Genomic DNA, 15082 nt, shown 5'->3' on the forward strand with positions numbered 1-15082 from the left:
GCACTTTATTCACCGGATTATAGTGAACAAGTGCGCAAAAAGTAGTCGATATGGTTCAGCTTTGGGAGCAAGGAATCAGTGTGCTGTCCAGCCACCGTCGATGGTGATTGCCTGTGCTGTGATATTTTTTGCCGCTGGGGAACATAGGAAAAGGGCGGTTTCGGCAAGCTCACTCAGATCGATGAAGGCTTTTTTCGGCATCGGTTTAAGCATAATAGTGTTGATCACTTCTTCTTCCGTAATGCCGTGATTCTGCGCCTGTGCCGTGATTTGGTTTTCTACCAAGGGGGTTTTCACGTAAGAAGGGCACAGTGTGTTGATGGTGACATCATGCTCTGCACTTTCCAGCGCGATGGTTTTGGAAAAGCCCAGCAAGCCATGTTTCGCAGACACGTAGGCGGACTTATACGGCGAGGCGACAAGGCTGTGAATGGAGCCAACATTGATGATTCGTCCAAAGTTGCGTTCGTACATGGAAGGGAGAAAGGCTTTGGTCAGCATGGCTGGGCCACACAGCAAAATGTCGATGATAAGACGCCATTTGTCCTCAGGGAATTGCTCCAGCGCGGAGACAAATTGGATGCCTGCATTGTTAACGAGAACATCGACGGGTTCATCGACACGTGAAGGAGCAGAAGCCAATTGTTCGGAGTTGGTGACATCCAGCTCTATACCCCGAACATCCACATCGAATTGGCTTTTCAATTTGCTGACGGCGTTATCCAGCGCTTCTTTATTGATATCTGAAAGGGTGATTTTATGGCCTGCTTGCGCAAAACCCTGCGCCATGCCAAAGCCAATTCCACTTGCACCACCGGTAATAAATACATGTTTTGCCGTCATTTCCGTTCTCCCTAACGTTGGCTGGTTTATCCAACGTTAAGGGTAGTTAAAAATTCAGGCAATCCGTAGTAGTACGCAATTGCGGTGTTTAATCTCAGGATTTAGGTGGTTTTAATTTGCTGGCAACACTGAAAAGTCCAACGATAATCAGCCCGGCAACCAATCCAATCAAACCATTGAGTAGAGTTGGTACCAGCGCAGAAATCACTGTGCCCACTGTCGGTATCAGTGCAGTCTCTTGTGCGGCGTCTGTAATGAGTTCAGACAGCACATGTACGCCGTGGGTGAGGATGCCACCGCCCACCAAAAACATGGCGATGGTGCCGACAATAGATAGCCCTTTCATCAGGTAGGGTGCAAAGGAGAGCAGGCCGCGGCCTACGGCTTGTTTGATACTGCCTGCTTTTTGGCTGAGATAAAGTCCGGCATCATCGATTTTGACAATCACCGCGACCAAGCCATAAACACCTATCGTCATCAAAAACGCGATGCCGAATAGGGTGACAACTTGGGTGAGGAAGGTGGCTTCTGACACGACACCTAGCGTGATGACAATGATTTCAGCAGAGAGGATAAAGTCAGTCCGGATCGCGCCTTTTATCTTTTGCGCTTCGTATTCTGCGGCATCCAGCGTAGCGGTATTGAAGTCCTGCGCTTTACCGACTGGGTGTTCTTCTTTTTTGTGAAAGAAGGTATGCAGTACTTTCTCAGCACCTTCGTAACAAAGGAAAAGACCGCCCAGCATAAGAAGAGGGGTGATCAGCCAAGGTGCAATAGCGCTGATTGCCAGGGCCGCTGGAACGAGTATGAGTTTGTTGAGGAAAGACCCTTTGGCAACGGCCCAGACGACGGGTAACTCCCTGTCGGCTTTGACTCCAGAAACTTGTTCGGCATTCAGGGCAAGATCATCTCCCAATACACCGGCAGTTTTCTTCGCGGCGATTTTACTCATGACGGAGACGTCATCCAGAATCGTGGCAATGTCATCAAGCAGTGTAAGAAGGCTGGCTCCTGCCATGGTCATTCCTCTTTTATCTATACAAAAAGAGGCGGAAAACCGCCTCTTTCTTCGTTAATTCAAAAACGCTTAGAGCTGTTTTTCTATGGCTGCGAGCAGCGTATCTATGTCAGATTTTGTCACGTCTTTGTGAGTCACAAATCGCATCGCCTTGTGAGAAGGCGAGAACAGAATCCCCTGTTCTTTCAACGCCGAAGCAATCGCGTGAATGTCGATATGCGTTGCAACGTCAGCGTAAACAATGTTGGTTTGAACCGGGTAGATGAAGGTATTGAATCCCGGAATCGCACCGAGATTTTCAGACAGATAACGGGCGTTGTCGTGATCATCTTTGAGACGTTCGACGTTTTCCGTCAGGGCAATCTTACCGGCTGCCGCCAAGATGCCAGCCTGACGCATGCCGCCACCGACCATTTTACGCAGTCGACGTGCACGCTGAATGTAGTCAGCATCGCCTAACAGCAAAGAGCCAATCGGCGCACCGAGACCTTTTGACAAACAAATGGTCATGGAATCGAAGTGCTGGCTGATTTGTTTGATGTCTACGCCCAATGCCACGGAGGCGTTGTAAACACGTGCGCCATCTAAATGAAGCTTTAGGTTGTGTTGATTCACGAACTCCCGGGCTTTCGCCAGATATTCCAAAGGCAGAACTTTCCCGCCGATAGTATTTTCTAAGCTGAGGAGCTTGGTGCGCGCAAAATGAGAGTCATCCGGTTTAACCGCTGCCGCGAGCTTTTCAAAGCACAGGGTTCCGTCTTTGTTGTTTTCGATGGGTTGAGGTTGTACTGAGCCCAGCACTGCTGCGCCGCCTGCCTCATACTTGTAATTGTGCGCTTGTTGACCGCACAAATATTCGTCACCACGGTCACAATGTGCCAGAATACCCAGCAAGTTTGCTTGGGTGCCTGATGAGGTAAATACCGCTGCCTCAAAACCGTGGCGCTCAGCAGCCCACTGCTCCAGTTCATTGACCGTTGGGTCGTCACCATATACATCATCACCCACGGGCGCATTAGCCATGGCTTCGCGCATTTTTTGATCCGGCTGTGTCACTGTGTCTGAGCGAAAATCAATCATTCTTATCTGTCCTGATTACAACTATGATCGAGTAAGCAGATTACTCCTGATTGAAGAAAAAGTAATTACAAAACATTGGAATCATCCCACTCGTCTATATCTTGAGCCACGGAATGGGCGACGGTAAAACAAGGAAATTATGCCCATGGAATGGTCTTGGCTTTTCATCTCTTTAGCTTGTCTGGTCACGGGTTTTTCCAAATTCTCCGTCGGTGGATTAGGGCTGGTTATTCTCCCGTTGATGATGCTCGCTTTCCCAGGGCCTGAGGCGTTAGGTGTCATTGTCCCGCTATACCTACTTACCGACTTCATCGCCGTCCTGACTTATCGTAAGAACATTAATTGGTCTGTTTTAGCAAGGCTAATCCCTTTTGGCGCGGTGGGTGTGGCACTGGGCACCGTTGTGCTTGGTAACATTGACGCGCGAACATTTATGACAGTACTGGGGCTGCTTATTTTTGCGCTGCTGGGGCTTTCGATTTGGCTGGACTATCGTCCGCTTCCTATTTTTACCAATCGTTACGCAGCAAGTGTAGCTGGGATGCTATGTGGTTTTGTTGGGGTGTTAGCGAATGCGGCTGGCCCGTTGATGGGATTGTTTCTTCTTGAACAGAAAATGGAGAAGTCTGCTTATGTGGCAACCCGTGTTTGGGCGTTCATGACGCTGAACATTTTGAAGCTGGTGGGCTTGGTGTACTTGGGCTTAGTCAATGCGGAGACGTTACAGGGGAGCGCAGTTGGCTTACCTGCTCTGTTCATTGGTATGTTCTTTGGCTATAAGTTCTTTGCCCGTATCTCGCCAGAACAACTGAAAATGATTGTCCGGGGAGCGATTTCGCTAAGTGCTGCGCATATGCTGTTTTTCAAATCGAATTGAACACAGTAACAAAGCAGAAAGCCGCGGCAATCACCGCGGCTTTCTTATTTCACGAAAAGCGAATTAGCTTTTTAGCAGTTGCCAGTAACGGTTGTAGATGCTGACCGCTTCGCCCACATCGTTAGTGAATTCGCCTTTTTCAACATCTTCGTCTGATGGGAAAATCACGTTGTTTTCGGTGTATTCCGCAGACAGTTTTTCTTTTGCACGCTTGCTTGGTGCTGGGTAACCCAGTTCTTCGACCATTGCCGCTTGGTTTTCAGGGCGGTACAGGAAATCGATGAATTTATGTGCCAGATCGACCTTCTCCGCGCCTTTCGGGATGATGAAGTTATCCATCCACAGGATTGAGCCTTCGTCTGGGTAAACAAACTCGATGTTTTCCATCTCAGCTTGTGCCAGGTAGGCGTTACCGTTCCACTGTTGACCGATACCGACTTCGCCCGTCACAAACGGTACGTGCGGTGCATCTGAGTTGTAAACCACGACATTTGGACGCAGATCTTTCAGCATTTCATAAGCTTCTTTGATCTCTGCTTCGTTGGTGGTGTTGATGCTGTAGCCTTTGGCTTTCAGAGCCATGCCGAAAACATCTCGCACATCGTCGAGCAACATGATTTGGCCTGCGAACTCGTCGTTCCACAGATCAGCCCATTTGGTCACATTGCTGCCATCAACGATGTCGCCGTTGTAACTGATAGCCGTCACGCCCCAGATGTAAGGCAGGGAGTAGTCATTGTTTTTGTCGAATGGTTGACCCATCAGACCAGGAATAATGTCCTTAACATGTGGGATTTTCGATTTATCGATTTTCGCCAACATGCCTTCGTCGCTCATGCGCTGGATAAAGTATGTCGATGCAAACGCAAGGTCATAGCCTTTTCCATCAAGCAACTTCAGCTTGGTATACATGGATTCATTGTTTTCAAACGTTGAATAGTTAACTGAAACATCGTACTCCTTTTCAAACGCCTTAATCACACCCATTGGCATGTACTCGGCCCAGTTGTAGATATTCAGCACTTCATTGTTTGCAGAAACGTTGAAAGAAACTGTTGCGGTAAGTGCGATGCTTGCCGCTTTCACCCCTTTAAGATATTGGTTCATTTGGTTTTATCCTTAAGTGGCATACCCAAACTACCTTAAGGCACAGGCAGACATCCTTCCTCTCGCCTACGTGCTTCACTTATAGTGCCGTGTGGAGTAGAACCATTTACTCCGGAACCACAGAACCCCTTGTGAAACCAGTCTTTTCGCTGAAAAAGCGCCTTGAGGTAGTTTGGGTAAATACCAAGCTGAAAAATGAACGCGCATCATCAAAACATTTGTCCCCTCTGTCAATGAGAATCCCTCTGAAAAGGTAACATTTTGTGCACCACGCACAGCATCAACGAACGCAGTTATTTTTGAGGCTCATGAAGGGGTAAGAATCCCTTGCTTGCCGTGTGGCTTAGTGCGAATATTCGCCGTCTTTTTAATTAACCCTTTTAGCAGGATTTAGTCGCGAAATGGCGAAAGAACACGGGTATATCGATAGCTACTATCAAGCAACGGCAAATGTTTTGCCTGAACAACCAGAGTTAACCAGTGATATTCAAGCGGACGTTTGTATTATCGGCGCGGGTTTAACAGGCACAAACGCAGCGATTGAACTTCGTAAGAAGGGCATGAGTGTGGTGGTGCTGGAAGGCCAACGCATCGCGTTTGGTGGCTCAGGTCGTAATGGTGGTCAGGCGCTGGTGGGTTACTGTCTGGGTCTTCGCGAAGTTGACGAAGAGTACGGCCCAGAATGGGGTAAGCAGCTTTGGGATTTGTCCGTTGAATCTATCGATATCATTCGTGAACGTATCAGCGAGTTCAACATCGATTGTGACTTCCAGGAAGGTTACATCGAGCTGGCGTTGAATAAAGGTCAGGAGAAAGAACTGAAATCCTGGCATGAACTGAAGCACGGCCGTTACAACTATCCGGTTGCCGAGTGGTGGGACACTGACAAGATTGAGCAGGTAGCGAACACCCGTCGTTACTTGGGCGGCTTATTCGACCCAAACAGCGGTCATGTTCACACCCTGAACTACACGCTAGGTTTGGCGCAAGCGGCTATTTCCGTTGGCGCGGAAATCTATGAAAACAGCCCAGTGATCAAACTGAAAAAAGGCGCAGGGTATAACACGGTAAAAACCGCAAAGGGCAGCGTGAAAGCAAAACAGGTTCTGCTGGCTTGTAACGCATACCTTGATGGCCTGCACCGCAAGGCGCAATCAAAAGTGCTGCCTGTGGCTTCTTACATTGCTGTGACTGAGCAGCTTGGCGATCGCCAGCCAATCTCTAACAAGATGGCGATGTCTGATCTGAATAACTGTCTGGATTATTTCCGCCCGACTGCTGACGGACGCATTCTGTTCGGCGGTGTGAACCATCCGTTCAATGGCGAGTATTCAGACAGTCAGGAGCGTCTGCGTCAACGTATGCTGAAAGTGTTCCCACAGCTGGGTGATGTGAAGATGGAATATCACTGGGGTGGTCTGTTTGCAGTGACCCGTAGCTACATGCCGGAAATCTCGCATTTGGGTAACGATATCTATACAGCCCATGGCTACACTGGTCATGGCGTTGGTTTGACCAATATTGCAGGCCGCGTTGTTGCTGAAGCAATGGCAGGGCAGGCGGGGCGCTTTGACGTGTTCTCACGTATCGATCATGGCTGGATCCCAACGCCGAAAGTGCTGCGTAAACCTGCGCTCGCGATGGCGATCTGGAAAGCCAAAATGGAAGACGCTCTGGCGAACTAATGGTACATCCATCTCACGATTAGATTTTTAAATCCTTTCCATAAAATCTGTGATTTGAAGCAGCACTAGCACAAGGGGTAGATTCGCTACCCCTTGTATTTAGAGGTGCAGACAATGAACACAGATAAGTTATTAGATGCACTTCATACCCAAGGTTGGTACGTGTGGGATGATTTCCTGAATGCAGAAGAAGTAGAACAACTTCGTGATGCCATTCCTGAAAGCATGAAACCTGCTGGCATCGGACGACACCTGCAGCACCATACCAACAAACAAATCCGTAGTGACAAGATTTCCTGGCTGGAACGCGGAAAGCATCCTGCCTCGGACGATTTTCTCTCTCGAATGGAAGCGATAAAGAACGACGTCAACCGCCACTTCTTTTTGGGTTTGTTCGAGTATGAAGCGCACTTCGCGCGTTACGACATCGGCGATTTCTATCAAAAACACCTCGATACTTTCGAAGGCCGTTCCAACCGCCGTTTAACCACGGTGATGTACCTCAATGATGAGTGGGCGGATGAAGATGGTGGCGAGATTGTGATTTATGATATCAACGATAATCATCTCAATACCCTCTGGCCGAAAGCTGGGCGTTTGCTGGTGTTCCTATCGGAGGAGTTTCCCCATGAGGTACTTCCGACCAACCGGGAGCGTTACAGCATTGCTGGCTGGTTCCGTGTGAACGGAATGCGTGGCAACCGCGTCGACCCATCTCGCTAATTTGTTATACCGTTTTATCTCGCTCGATTGTTAAGAGGTAAAACGGTATCTTCATCTCACACAAGCAATATTGGAGATGAGATGTTTCAGGGCGATCTTTTTCAGCAAACAGGATGGATAGACATTCCAGACGGGAAACTGTTCTGGGAACCTGAGTTCATTCCCACCAATATCGCTTCTGATATTTTCCAACACCTCTCTGAATCTCTTCCCTGGGAACAGTTACCCATCAAAATGTTTGGTCGCGAAGTGCTGCAACCTCGAATGCAGGCGTGGTTTGGTGACGCCTACTCATATTCAGGGCTTCACCTGAAGGCCGCACGTATGCCTGAATCATTACTTTCCTTGAAGTTGCAATGTGAGCAAACGTCTGGTGTGGCATACAATTCTGTGCTCGCGAACCTTTATCGTGATGGACAGGATTACATGGGGTGGCATCAGGACAATGAAACGGAGTTAGGTACCGAGCCGAGTATCGCTTCGCTTAGTTTTGGCGAAACTCGCCGCTTTGTTCTTCGTCATCTTCAAACTGGAGAAAAACGCGAATTTGAATTAGGTTCTGGTTCTCTGCTGATTATGGCGGGCAAAACCCAGACTTATTGGCAGCATGCAGTGCCGAAAACCGCAAAACTGAGGGGGCCGAGAATCAACCTCACTTTTCGGAATATTAACTTCTTAACGAAATCCTGACCAAAAAAGGCTCGATATGGTCGATTTATATCGACTTTGCCGTGAAATTGAGCGAACGAACTTTTTTTTCAAAATTAGTGTTGACTAGATCACGTGAATCCGTAGAATGCGCACCGTACCGCAGAGGAAGGCAACTTACTGAAGCGGAACAAACGAAGGCGCGTTGGCAGAGTGGCTATGCAGCGGATTGCAAATCCGTGGACCTCGGTTCGACTCCGGGACGCGCCTCCATGATGCGACACTAGCTCAGCTGGTAGAGCGCAACCTTGCCAAGGTTGAGGTCACGAGTTCGAACCTCGTGTGTCGCTCCAAATTCGAAGCTTTCGATTTATCGGAAGTTTGATACGCAAGGAACCTTGCCAAGGTTGAGGTCACGCCTAAGCCTTGAAGATCGGGAACCTCGTGTGTCGCTCAAATCTCTTTTAAGGGATTGAGAAATGGGAATCGCTGTCATTGTGCGAGAACAATGAGATACGGACGCGGGATGGAGCAGCCTGGTAGCTCGTCGGGCTCATAACCCGAAGGTCGTCGGTTCAAATCCGGCTCCCGCAACCAACTGCGACACTAGCTCAGCTGGTAGAGCGCAACCTTGCCAAGGTTGAGGTCACGAGTTCGAACCTCGTGTGTCGCTCCAATTAAGTTGTCATCGTACTTGAACGGTGAAATACGGACGCGGGATGGAGCAGCCTGGTAGCTCGTCGGGCTCATAACCCGAAGGTCGTCAGTTCAAATCTGGCTCCCGCAACCACATTCAGTTTATTCGGCTTAGCCGGGTAACATGCGACACTAGCTCAGCTGGTAGAGCGCAACCTTGCCAAGGTTGAGGTCACGAGTTCGAACCTCGTGTGTCGCTCCAAATTTAAAGCTTTCGATTCATCGGAAGTGTGATATGCAAGGAACCTTGCCAAGGTTGAGGTCACGCCTAAGCCTTGAAGATCGGGAACCTCGTGTGTCGCTCCACTTTCTCTTAGAAGAGGTGGGTAGTTGTCATCGTACTTGAACGGTGAAATACGGACGCGGGATGGAGCAGCCTGGTAGCTCGTCGGGCTCATAACCCGAAGGTCGTCGGTTCAAATCCGGCTCCCGCAACCACATTTAGTTTATTCGGCTTCGCCGGGTAACATGCGACACTAGCTCAGCTGGTAGAGCGCAACCTTGCCAAGGTTGAGGTCACGAGTTCGAACCTCGTGTGTCGCTCCAAATTTTGACTTTCGATTCATAGGAAGTTTGATATGCAAGGAACCTTGCCAAGGTTGAGCTCACGCCTAAGCCTTGAAGCTCGGGAACCTCGTGTGTCGCCCCACTTTCTCTTAGAAGAGGTGGGAGTTGCCATCGTACTTGAACGGTGAGATACGGACGCGGGATGGAGCAGCCTGGTAGCTCGTCGGGCTCATAACCCGAAGGTCGTCAGTTCAAATCTGGCTCCCGCAACCACATTCGAAAGCCCAGACCTAGGTCTGGGCTTTTTCATTTCCAAATTCTATGTTTCTCTCCGTTATTATCGCCTAATTGTATGACGAATATTAATTCGTAAATTATATATTTATATTCAAGACGCAAAAATATTCCCGATTAATAATTGAGCAAATCTAGATCTAAGTTTCAAGTGATGAGATCTTGAATAAAACCATGTTTAGTTTATCTGTTGATATAAAGATTGTTTAGTGGACTTATTCAGTGTTGCTCACTTTTTCTACGATTTTTCTTGATAATTTCTCCTGAAAGTAACCCTGCTTGTTAGTGTTCAGTCAGACAGTTGCACTGCTTCCATCAGAAATCATAGTTTTACAATCCGCAATTACTTTACAGTCCAGTCAGTCTATTTTTTCATTCATTACGCCTAATTAAGTTTACTTTCTTATTTTTTGCGTTTTATGAGATCGCCAGAAATATATTGAAACATTGTTTATTACAGATTTGTTAAATATGAGACATGCTTCGAATGGTGTCTATATGGCGCATGATCTCTAGCTATGAATTGATGTACTACTTCAAAAGTACAAAAGTGTGCATTGGTTCCACTTTGATGGTGCCTAATTACTTATATATAGAAGTCCAATAAATAAAAAATCAGCGTTTGATTGGTATTTAGACAATAAATTCGGATTGCATTACAGGGAAAATAGGTATGCAAAAATTGCAGCTAGGATGCGGCACTGCTTTGTTGTTGGTGGCTTCTATGCCCATGACGGCAATGGCTGAAACTGACGCTCCAAGCCCTTGGGGAGGATCAGCGAGCGTCTTTTACAGCCAGAACGGCTACGACAAAGATGATTATCGCTCGCTCCGTTCTCTTCACTGGAGCGCGACGGCAAATTACAAAATTAGCGATAACTATTCTGGCTACCTGAGCTCAGGTGGCTATCGTACTTATGAAGACAAAACAGGAGATTTTTTTACTGACAGTGTGATTGGTTTGTCTCGATCCTCTCTTTTTTCGTTCGGCGACACAGGTAAAGTCGGGGCATCTTTACAATTCACTATTCCGACTTCAGAAACTTCTAGAAAAGAAGATCTCAACACCGCGGCACGTCTGGGGTTCTCGGTTTCGGGTCAAGCAGTTGGCATCAACTTCTCGATTGCCCCTCGATACCGCAAAAACTTTCATCAATACAAAACAACGGTCAATGGAAAAGTGCTGACAGAGCATGTGGTTTCTGTTGTTTCCAGTGTTGGCTACGGCATAGGTGACGCCTACTTATCTGGTTCCATCATTGGTGGTACTTCGTGGACCTATTCCAGTGTTCGTCGCGACTGGACATATGTTGGTCAGCTGAGCGCTAGCTACAAGTTTACCGACGCATTGAAAGGCGCGTTGTCTGCGTCTAACTCGGGCGTTTACTTCGATGCAGAGCGAGGCACGCTCGGCAACATCGATTTGTTCAACGAGAAAGCGGCCACTTACACCGCCACTTTAACTTATTCATTCTAAAAGGACTTTGGCATGAAGTTTAATAGACTATTTTTGTCTGTTTCCATCACTGCTGCTATAGCAGGGTGTGGAGCAGATGACCAAGCCTACGACACTGTCGATAGGGATATATATCAAAGCTCATTTGCAGACATTACAGATAATGCACCCGTTAGAATCGGCGACTGTGCTGACTGTTACGAAATACCTCTTGATGGTGTTTGGGCTTTTCAGCAAACATTCGGTGACGTAACGCGTACATCAGATGTTCACCCATACATGTACGACTTCCTCAATGAAGAAAATCTGGTCACTCTCAAGCTTCGCAAAGATGGCTTGGTCGCAGAGAAGTTAGAGGGTGATATTACCTTTGAAGGTGAGGTGTCGCGCTTCCCGGGTGATCATAATGAACCAAGGTTGCTCACGCTTGCGGGCGACTATGAAGCCTATCAGTGTAAGGAAGACTCATACGGCGATTGTACGAATAAAGAAGAAAAAGTTACTGACCCATCAGTCCGCTGGTGGCAGAAAACGCATTTCACTCCAGAATACGACCAAATCACACTCCATGATGATCAACTGCTTTTCAACCACTACTTTGACAAGCAAATAAACAAAGTACTGACTCATGTCGAGTTCTTGCCGAAAGAAGGCGTGATCAATATTGAGTTTGAACACAACATTGTTGGAGATAATACTTTTTTAGAGCTTGGAGAGCCTGAGAAGAACACGGTATTTTACTCTCTGGTTAGGCTAGATACGGTCGCAACGCCTGGCTACCAGCCAGTACATTATGATCTTGCTGAGCATGACAAGTTTGGATTTTTCAAAACTTCCTACGAGAAGCTTGACCCTAACTTTGTAGAGAACCAACAAGGTTACGAGGGTTACTTCCTTAATCGATTCGATCCTAATCAGGACAAAATCGAGTATTACCTCAGTGATGAATTCTTCCGCAAAGATGATAAAGGAAACTTAATTAACAAGCTTTGGTTGGATGCCACCATTGAAGGCTTCCATTACATGAACAAGAGCTTGGAAGATAAGTTTTCCAAAAACGGTCGTGTTGTTCCCGAGCTAGTATTAGTCAATGCGAACGCCACAGAGCCAAGTGGTGTTAAAGTCGGTGATTTACGCAAGAATGTCGTTCACATTGTACCAGAGGCTAGCAATGGCGGCGGCGGTGGCTTAGGTCCAAGTTTCGCAAACCCACTGACAGGTGAAATACTCAGCGCATACACGATTATGTTCCCTGGAAACCTAATCCAATCGACAGCAAGGCATTGGGATGTTCTGGCAAATCATTACAACAATGATGAACTCACCGCTGATATCTCATCGGATGCCGGCTCTAAACCTCAACCGACGAGATCTTCGTCCAGCGCGATCTCGTTAAGCGATGATCTTAATGCGGCGGTAGCAGGAAGCTCTTCAAACGAAGCGCAGCTATCTTTTGAAAAATCAATCAATGACACATCTTACAATAGTGCTGAAGAAATTGATTTCGCCGAGTTGAAGGAGAAGCGTGACCTTAGACTGGAGAAGATGATTGAAAACAACATCTACCCAGTTGACCTGCACTCTATTTCAACAGCCATTGAAAAAACTAACATCACAAATCTGGATTTCGTGAAAGAAGGTTTTTATCAAGAGCAGACGGATCAACAGATAGCCGATGGTGAGCCTCGCAAGTTGAAACTGTGGGATCAGTTAACAGCTTCACAGCGCAAAGCCGTGACTGACGACATGGGTGCACATTACTACCGCCATGTTCTCGCTCACGAAATTGGTCATAACCTGGGCTTGCGCCACAACTTTGCCGGTAGTTACGATGGACACAATTTCTATTCGCAAGAAGAAGTACAGCGCATGGGGCTCAAAGGTGTCGCGTCTTCTTCGAGCGTGATGGACTATTTGCCGTCGAAGTTGAACATTCAGCCAGCATTCGGCCACTATGACCGCGCGGCACTTCGTTTTGCCTACCAGCGTAAAGTAGAGGTTCATGAGAACATCGACGAAGCCGTTTTGTCTGATGAAGAGGTTGTGTCAGCCATTCGCGATCTTCGTGAGAATGACAAAATTGAGCTTGTTGACCTTTCTCTGAAAGATGCCATCAAGAGTGTGGATCTCAGCCAGCCATCTGCTTTGGTTGCGTTAGAGAACTCCGATGAGCTTTGGGCGCAGAATAAAGAGCTGAAAAACTATCAATACTGTACCGACGGACGCGGACGTGTGGCGTTGGAGAGTGGTTGTTTAGTGTTTGATGAAGGGGCGAGTTTCGAACAAATCGCCGACTATCATGCACAACAATATGACGATTTCTTTGAGCTGCGTAACTCTCGCGATGGACGTGTAGAATTCAATGAGAACGATCGTTCATTAAGCAAGTACTTTAGACTTCTTTACCAGTTCAACAACATGAACATGGTGGTGGACGATTACTACCGAGAGTTCCGTGACTTCGAAATTGACTACTCGGAAGTGTGTCCGTCAGGCAGCTCTCTAACAGGTGAAGAGCAAAAACGCTGTGACGTAGCAACAGCCGCCTACAAGCAAGCTCACTTCTATCTGGACATTCTGAAGACGCCGGAGAAAACCTGTAACGTCACCATTGAACAACGTGTCTGGTCTGATGGTTCATTTGGCCCTGTTAGTGAGTTTCTTAACGAGAAATTCGGTTTGGCGACGATGAACTTCTTTGCAGGCTCTGCTGGTGGTAAGGCATATACAAGCCAACTTCATTTACCAACATCATGTTTTGATGAGAAAATGAACGATGCTTTGGCAAGTGGTACACACTACTTCACAGGATCTTCTGGTACAAAATATGCTTTGAACTTTAAGGTAACTGGTGAGTCTGTCCACGGCGAGTACCTGAATAAGGTAACCTTTGCTGATAGAGCAAGCACCGAAGATGCACCTAGCATTGGTTACGAAGTAGAACACCTTGGCATCTGGATGGACAAAGTACTTGCCCTCCAGCATCTTTTGATGCCATCTGGTTTACGAGGAGTTGACTTCGCACTAGTAGATCTTCCAGGAATTCGAGAAGAGCTTAACGCACTTATCGATCACTGGAATCTCAATACACCGCTGCCAGAAGCTTCCGCTTTGACGCAACGTTTCAGTACAATGCCAAACCCTTACGAGATGTATAGCGTTGACGGAAATGGTGTGGTCAGCAATGTCAATTGGGCGCCAAGTTGGAGCAATACAGAAATTTGGGCTGTTCCAAACAGACTTAGCTGGTGGTTCAATTCCCGATACGGGTTAAATCGCAGTGGTTCAACGCCTTTCGCGAAAGCAATGAACCAAGTACTGGTGCGTTACGACAGCTACCGCACTGACTTGTACAAACCAGAAGCGTTTGCCATGCGTTCTAAGGTTTCTGTCTATGACTACAATGGGCGAGTGCCGTTCGGACATGAACTTATCGATGTGCAGGGTCAACCTATCGCGGTAGATGTTCGAGAAGATTCTTTGGCGCTGGGTAAGGAAATGCTTGAATCTTATAAACAGAGTGAAGCGTACCTATTGTCAACCTATACAGCTAACCAACTGGTTTCGTTCCAATCAGCACGCACAGCAGCTAAAGACAATGCTCTGGCAGGACTTGCGAATGCTGAACAGCTTAAATCTAGCGATGACGTTAGTGCGTTGATTGAGTTTGGTCCGGGTGTCGAGAAGTTTGTAGCTGCCTTGAGTACTACGTTGACGGATGCGCAGCCATTCCTCACCGGTGGAGAGTTGATTGGTGCAATTAACCTGCTTTACTCAAATGGTGACATTGTGTTCCAAAATGGGTGTTATTTCCTTGCTGATGTAGGCTGTGTATTCACTGCAGCTGGGTTTACTCAATCAGCGATCGACATGGGGGTTGCGTACAAGAACATCTGGCTTGCTAGTATAGATGTTGCAAACGATACTTTGACGTACCTTACCGCTTACGTTGCTGAAGTTAACAACATGTCAGATGCTAATAAAGCGCTACTGGGCGTTTCTAATGAAGCCATCGATGAATACGTTCAGAATCCACTTAAGCGTGAAGCTAAGAAGCTTGAAGCATTGGATGAAACAGGCTTTAGGAACCTTGTTGTTCTTTGCGAAGACGACTGCATCTCTAGCTTCTAACGACTAACCGAAATATC

At 47.3% G+C, this 15082-nt stretch carries 10 protein-coding genes and 9 tRNA genes; 15 read left to right on the plus strand and 4 right to left on the minus strand.

Annotation, left to right across the window (positions count from 1 at the left end; genetic code table 11):
- Positions 1–75: 75 nt before the first annotated feature.
- From G5S52_RS09240 to ltaE, 3 genes are all read right to left on the minus strand, one after another.
- Complete coding sequence (locus tag G5S52_RS09240; protein WP_046307999.1) at positions 76–843, minus strand: 3-hydroxybutyrate dehydrogenase; 768 nt, start codon at positions 841–843, stop codon at positions 76–78.
- 94 nt (positions 844–937) lie between these two features.
- Positions 938–1861 (minus strand): DUF808 domain-containing protein, encoded by a 924-nt coding sequence (locus G5S52_RS09245; protein WP_165012972.1) that lies wholly within the window; start codon positions 1859–1861, stop codon positions 938–940.
- Positions 1862–1930: 69 nt separating this feature from the next.
- The gene (ltaE, locus tag G5S52_RS09250; protein ID WP_165012974.1) at positions 1931–2941 is read right to left on the minus strand and encodes a low-specificity L-threonine aldolase; all 1011 of its coding nucleotides are present in this window, start codon (positions 2939–2941) and stop codon (positions 1931–1933) included.
- Between the two features lie 145 nt (positions 2942–3086).
- Here ltaE and G5S52_RS09255 point away from each other — a divergent pair, with 145 nt between their 5' ends.
- Positions 3087–3818 (plus strand): sulfite exporter TauE/SafE family protein, encoded by a 732-nt coding sequence (locus tag G5S52_RS09255; protein WP_165012976.1) that lies wholly within the window; start codon positions 3087–3089, stop codon positions 3816–3818.
- Positions 3819–3881: 63 nt separating this feature from the next.
- Here the strand turns inward: G5S52_RS09255 and G5S52_RS09260 are convergent, their stop codons facing one another.
- Positions 3882–4925: an ABC transporter substrate-binding protein gene (locus G5S52_RS09260; RefSeq protein WP_062660949.1), complete on the minus strand. Its 1044-nt coding sequence runs from the start codon at positions 4923–4925 to the stop codon at positions 3882–3884.
- Between the two features lie 401 nt (positions 4926–5326).
- Here G5S52_RS09260 and G5S52_RS09265 point away from each other — a divergent pair, with 401 nt between their 5' ends.
- The 14 genes from G5S52_RS09265 (at position 5327) to G5S52_RS09330 (ending at position 15065) form a co-directional block, all read left to right on the plus strand.
- Positions 5327–6610: an NAD(P)/FAD-dependent oxidoreductase gene (locus tag G5S52_RS09265; RefSeq protein WP_165012978.1), complete on the plus strand. Its 1284-nt coding sequence runs from the start codon at positions 5327–5329 to the stop codon at positions 6608–6610.
- 114 nt (positions 6611–6724) lie between these two features.
- Positions 6725–7333, plus strand: coding sequence for a 2OG-Fe(II) oxygenase (locus G5S52_RS09270; protein WP_046307993.1), 609 nt, complete (start codon positions 6725–6727; stop codon positions 7331–7333).
- A gap of 81 nt (positions 7334–7414) precedes the next feature.
- A complete protein-coding gene (locus G5S52_RS09275) occupies positions 7415–8023 on the plus strand; it encodes an alpha-ketoglutarate-dependent dioxygenase AlkB family protein (RefSeq protein WP_165012980.1) in 609 nt (202 codons plus the stop codon).
- 157 nt (positions 8024–8180) lie between these two features.
- Positions 8181–8254, plus strand: a tRNA-Cys gene (locus tag G5S52_RS09280).
- Between the two features lie 4 nt (positions 8255–8258).
- Positions 8259–8334, plus strand: a tRNA-Gly gene (locus G5S52_RS09285).
- Between the two features lie 167 nt (positions 8335–8501).
- A tRNA-Met gene (locus G5S52_RS09290) sits at positions 8502–8578 on the plus strand.
- Between the two features lie 3 nt (positions 8579–8581).
- Positions 8582–8657 (plus strand) — tRNA-Gly (locus tag G5S52_RS09295).
- A gap of 37 nt (positions 8658–8694) precedes the next feature.
- Positions 8695–8771 (plus strand) — tRNA-Met (locus tag G5S52_RS09300).
- Positions 8772–8803: 32 nt separating this feature from the next.
- Positions 8804–8879 (plus strand) — tRNA-Gly (locus tag G5S52_RS09305).
- A gap of 159 nt (positions 8880–9038) precedes the next feature.
- Positions 9039–9115 (plus strand) — tRNA-Met (locus G5S52_RS09310).
- A gap of 32 nt (positions 9116–9147) precedes the next feature.
- Positions 9148–9223 (plus strand) — tRNA-Gly (locus G5S52_RS09315).
- 157 nt (positions 9224–9380) lie between these two features.
- Positions 9381–9457, plus strand: a tRNA-Met gene (locus G5S52_RS09320).
- Between the two features lie 694 nt (positions 9458–10151).
- Complete coding sequence (locus G5S52_RS09325) at positions 10152–10955, plus strand: hypothetical protein (RefSeq protein ID WP_165012982.1); 804 nt, start codon at positions 10152–10154, stop codon at positions 10953–10955.
- Between the two features lie 12 nt (positions 10956–10967).
- The gene (locus tag G5S52_RS09330) at positions 10968–15065 is read left to right on the plus strand and encodes a zinc-dependent metalloprotease (protein ID WP_165012984.1); all 4098 of its coding nucleotides are present in this window, start codon (positions 10968–10970) and stop codon (positions 15063–15065) included.
- Positions 15066–15082: the final 17 nt, after the last annotated feature.

This window comes from Grimontia sedimenti, from assembly GCF_011045095.1.
GTDB classification, from domain to species: Bacteria; Pseudomonadota; Gammaproteobacteria; order Enterobacterales; family Vibrionaceae; genus Enterovibrio; species Enterovibrio sedimenti.

Coding starts and splice junctions, on each gene's coding strand:
- ltaE (WP_165012974.1), bottom strand. CDS start 2,941: ATGATTGATTTTCGCTCAGACACAGTGACACAGCCGGATCAAAAAATG.
- G5S52_RS09270 (WP_046307993.1), top strand. CDS start 6,725: ATGAACACAGATAAGTTATTAGATGCACTTCATACCCAAGGTTGGTAC.
- G5S52_RS09325 (WP_165012982.1), top strand. CDS start 10,152: ATGCAAAAATTGCAGCTAGGATGCGGCACTGCTTTGTTGTTGGTGGCT.
- G5S52_RS09275 (WP_165012980.1), top strand. CDS start 7,415: ATGTTTCAGGGCGATCTTTTTCAGCAAACAGGATGGATAGACATTCCA.
- G5S52_RS09265 (WP_165012978.1), top strand. CDS start 5,327: ATGGCGAAAGAACACGGGTATATCGATAGCTACTATCAAGCAACGGCA.
- G5S52_RS09240 (WP_046307999.1), bottom strand. CDS start 843: ATGACGGCAAAACATGTATTTATTACCGGTGGTGCAAGTGGAATTGGC.
- G5S52_RS09255 (WP_165012976.1), top strand. CDS start 3,087: ATGGAATGGTCTTGGCTTTTCATCTCTTTAGCTTGTCTGGTCACGGGT.
- G5S52_RS09260 (WP_062660949.1), bottom strand. CDS start 4,925: ATGAACCAATATCTTAAAGGGGTGAAAGCGGCAAGCATCGCACTTACC.
- G5S52_RS09245 (WP_165012972.1), bottom strand. CDS start 1,861: ATGGCAGGAGCCAGCCTTCTTACACTGCTTGATGACATTGCCACGATT.
- G5S52_RS09330 (WP_165012984.1), top strand. CDS start 10,968: ATGAAGTTTAATAGACTATTTTTGTCTGTTTCCATCACTGCTGCTATA.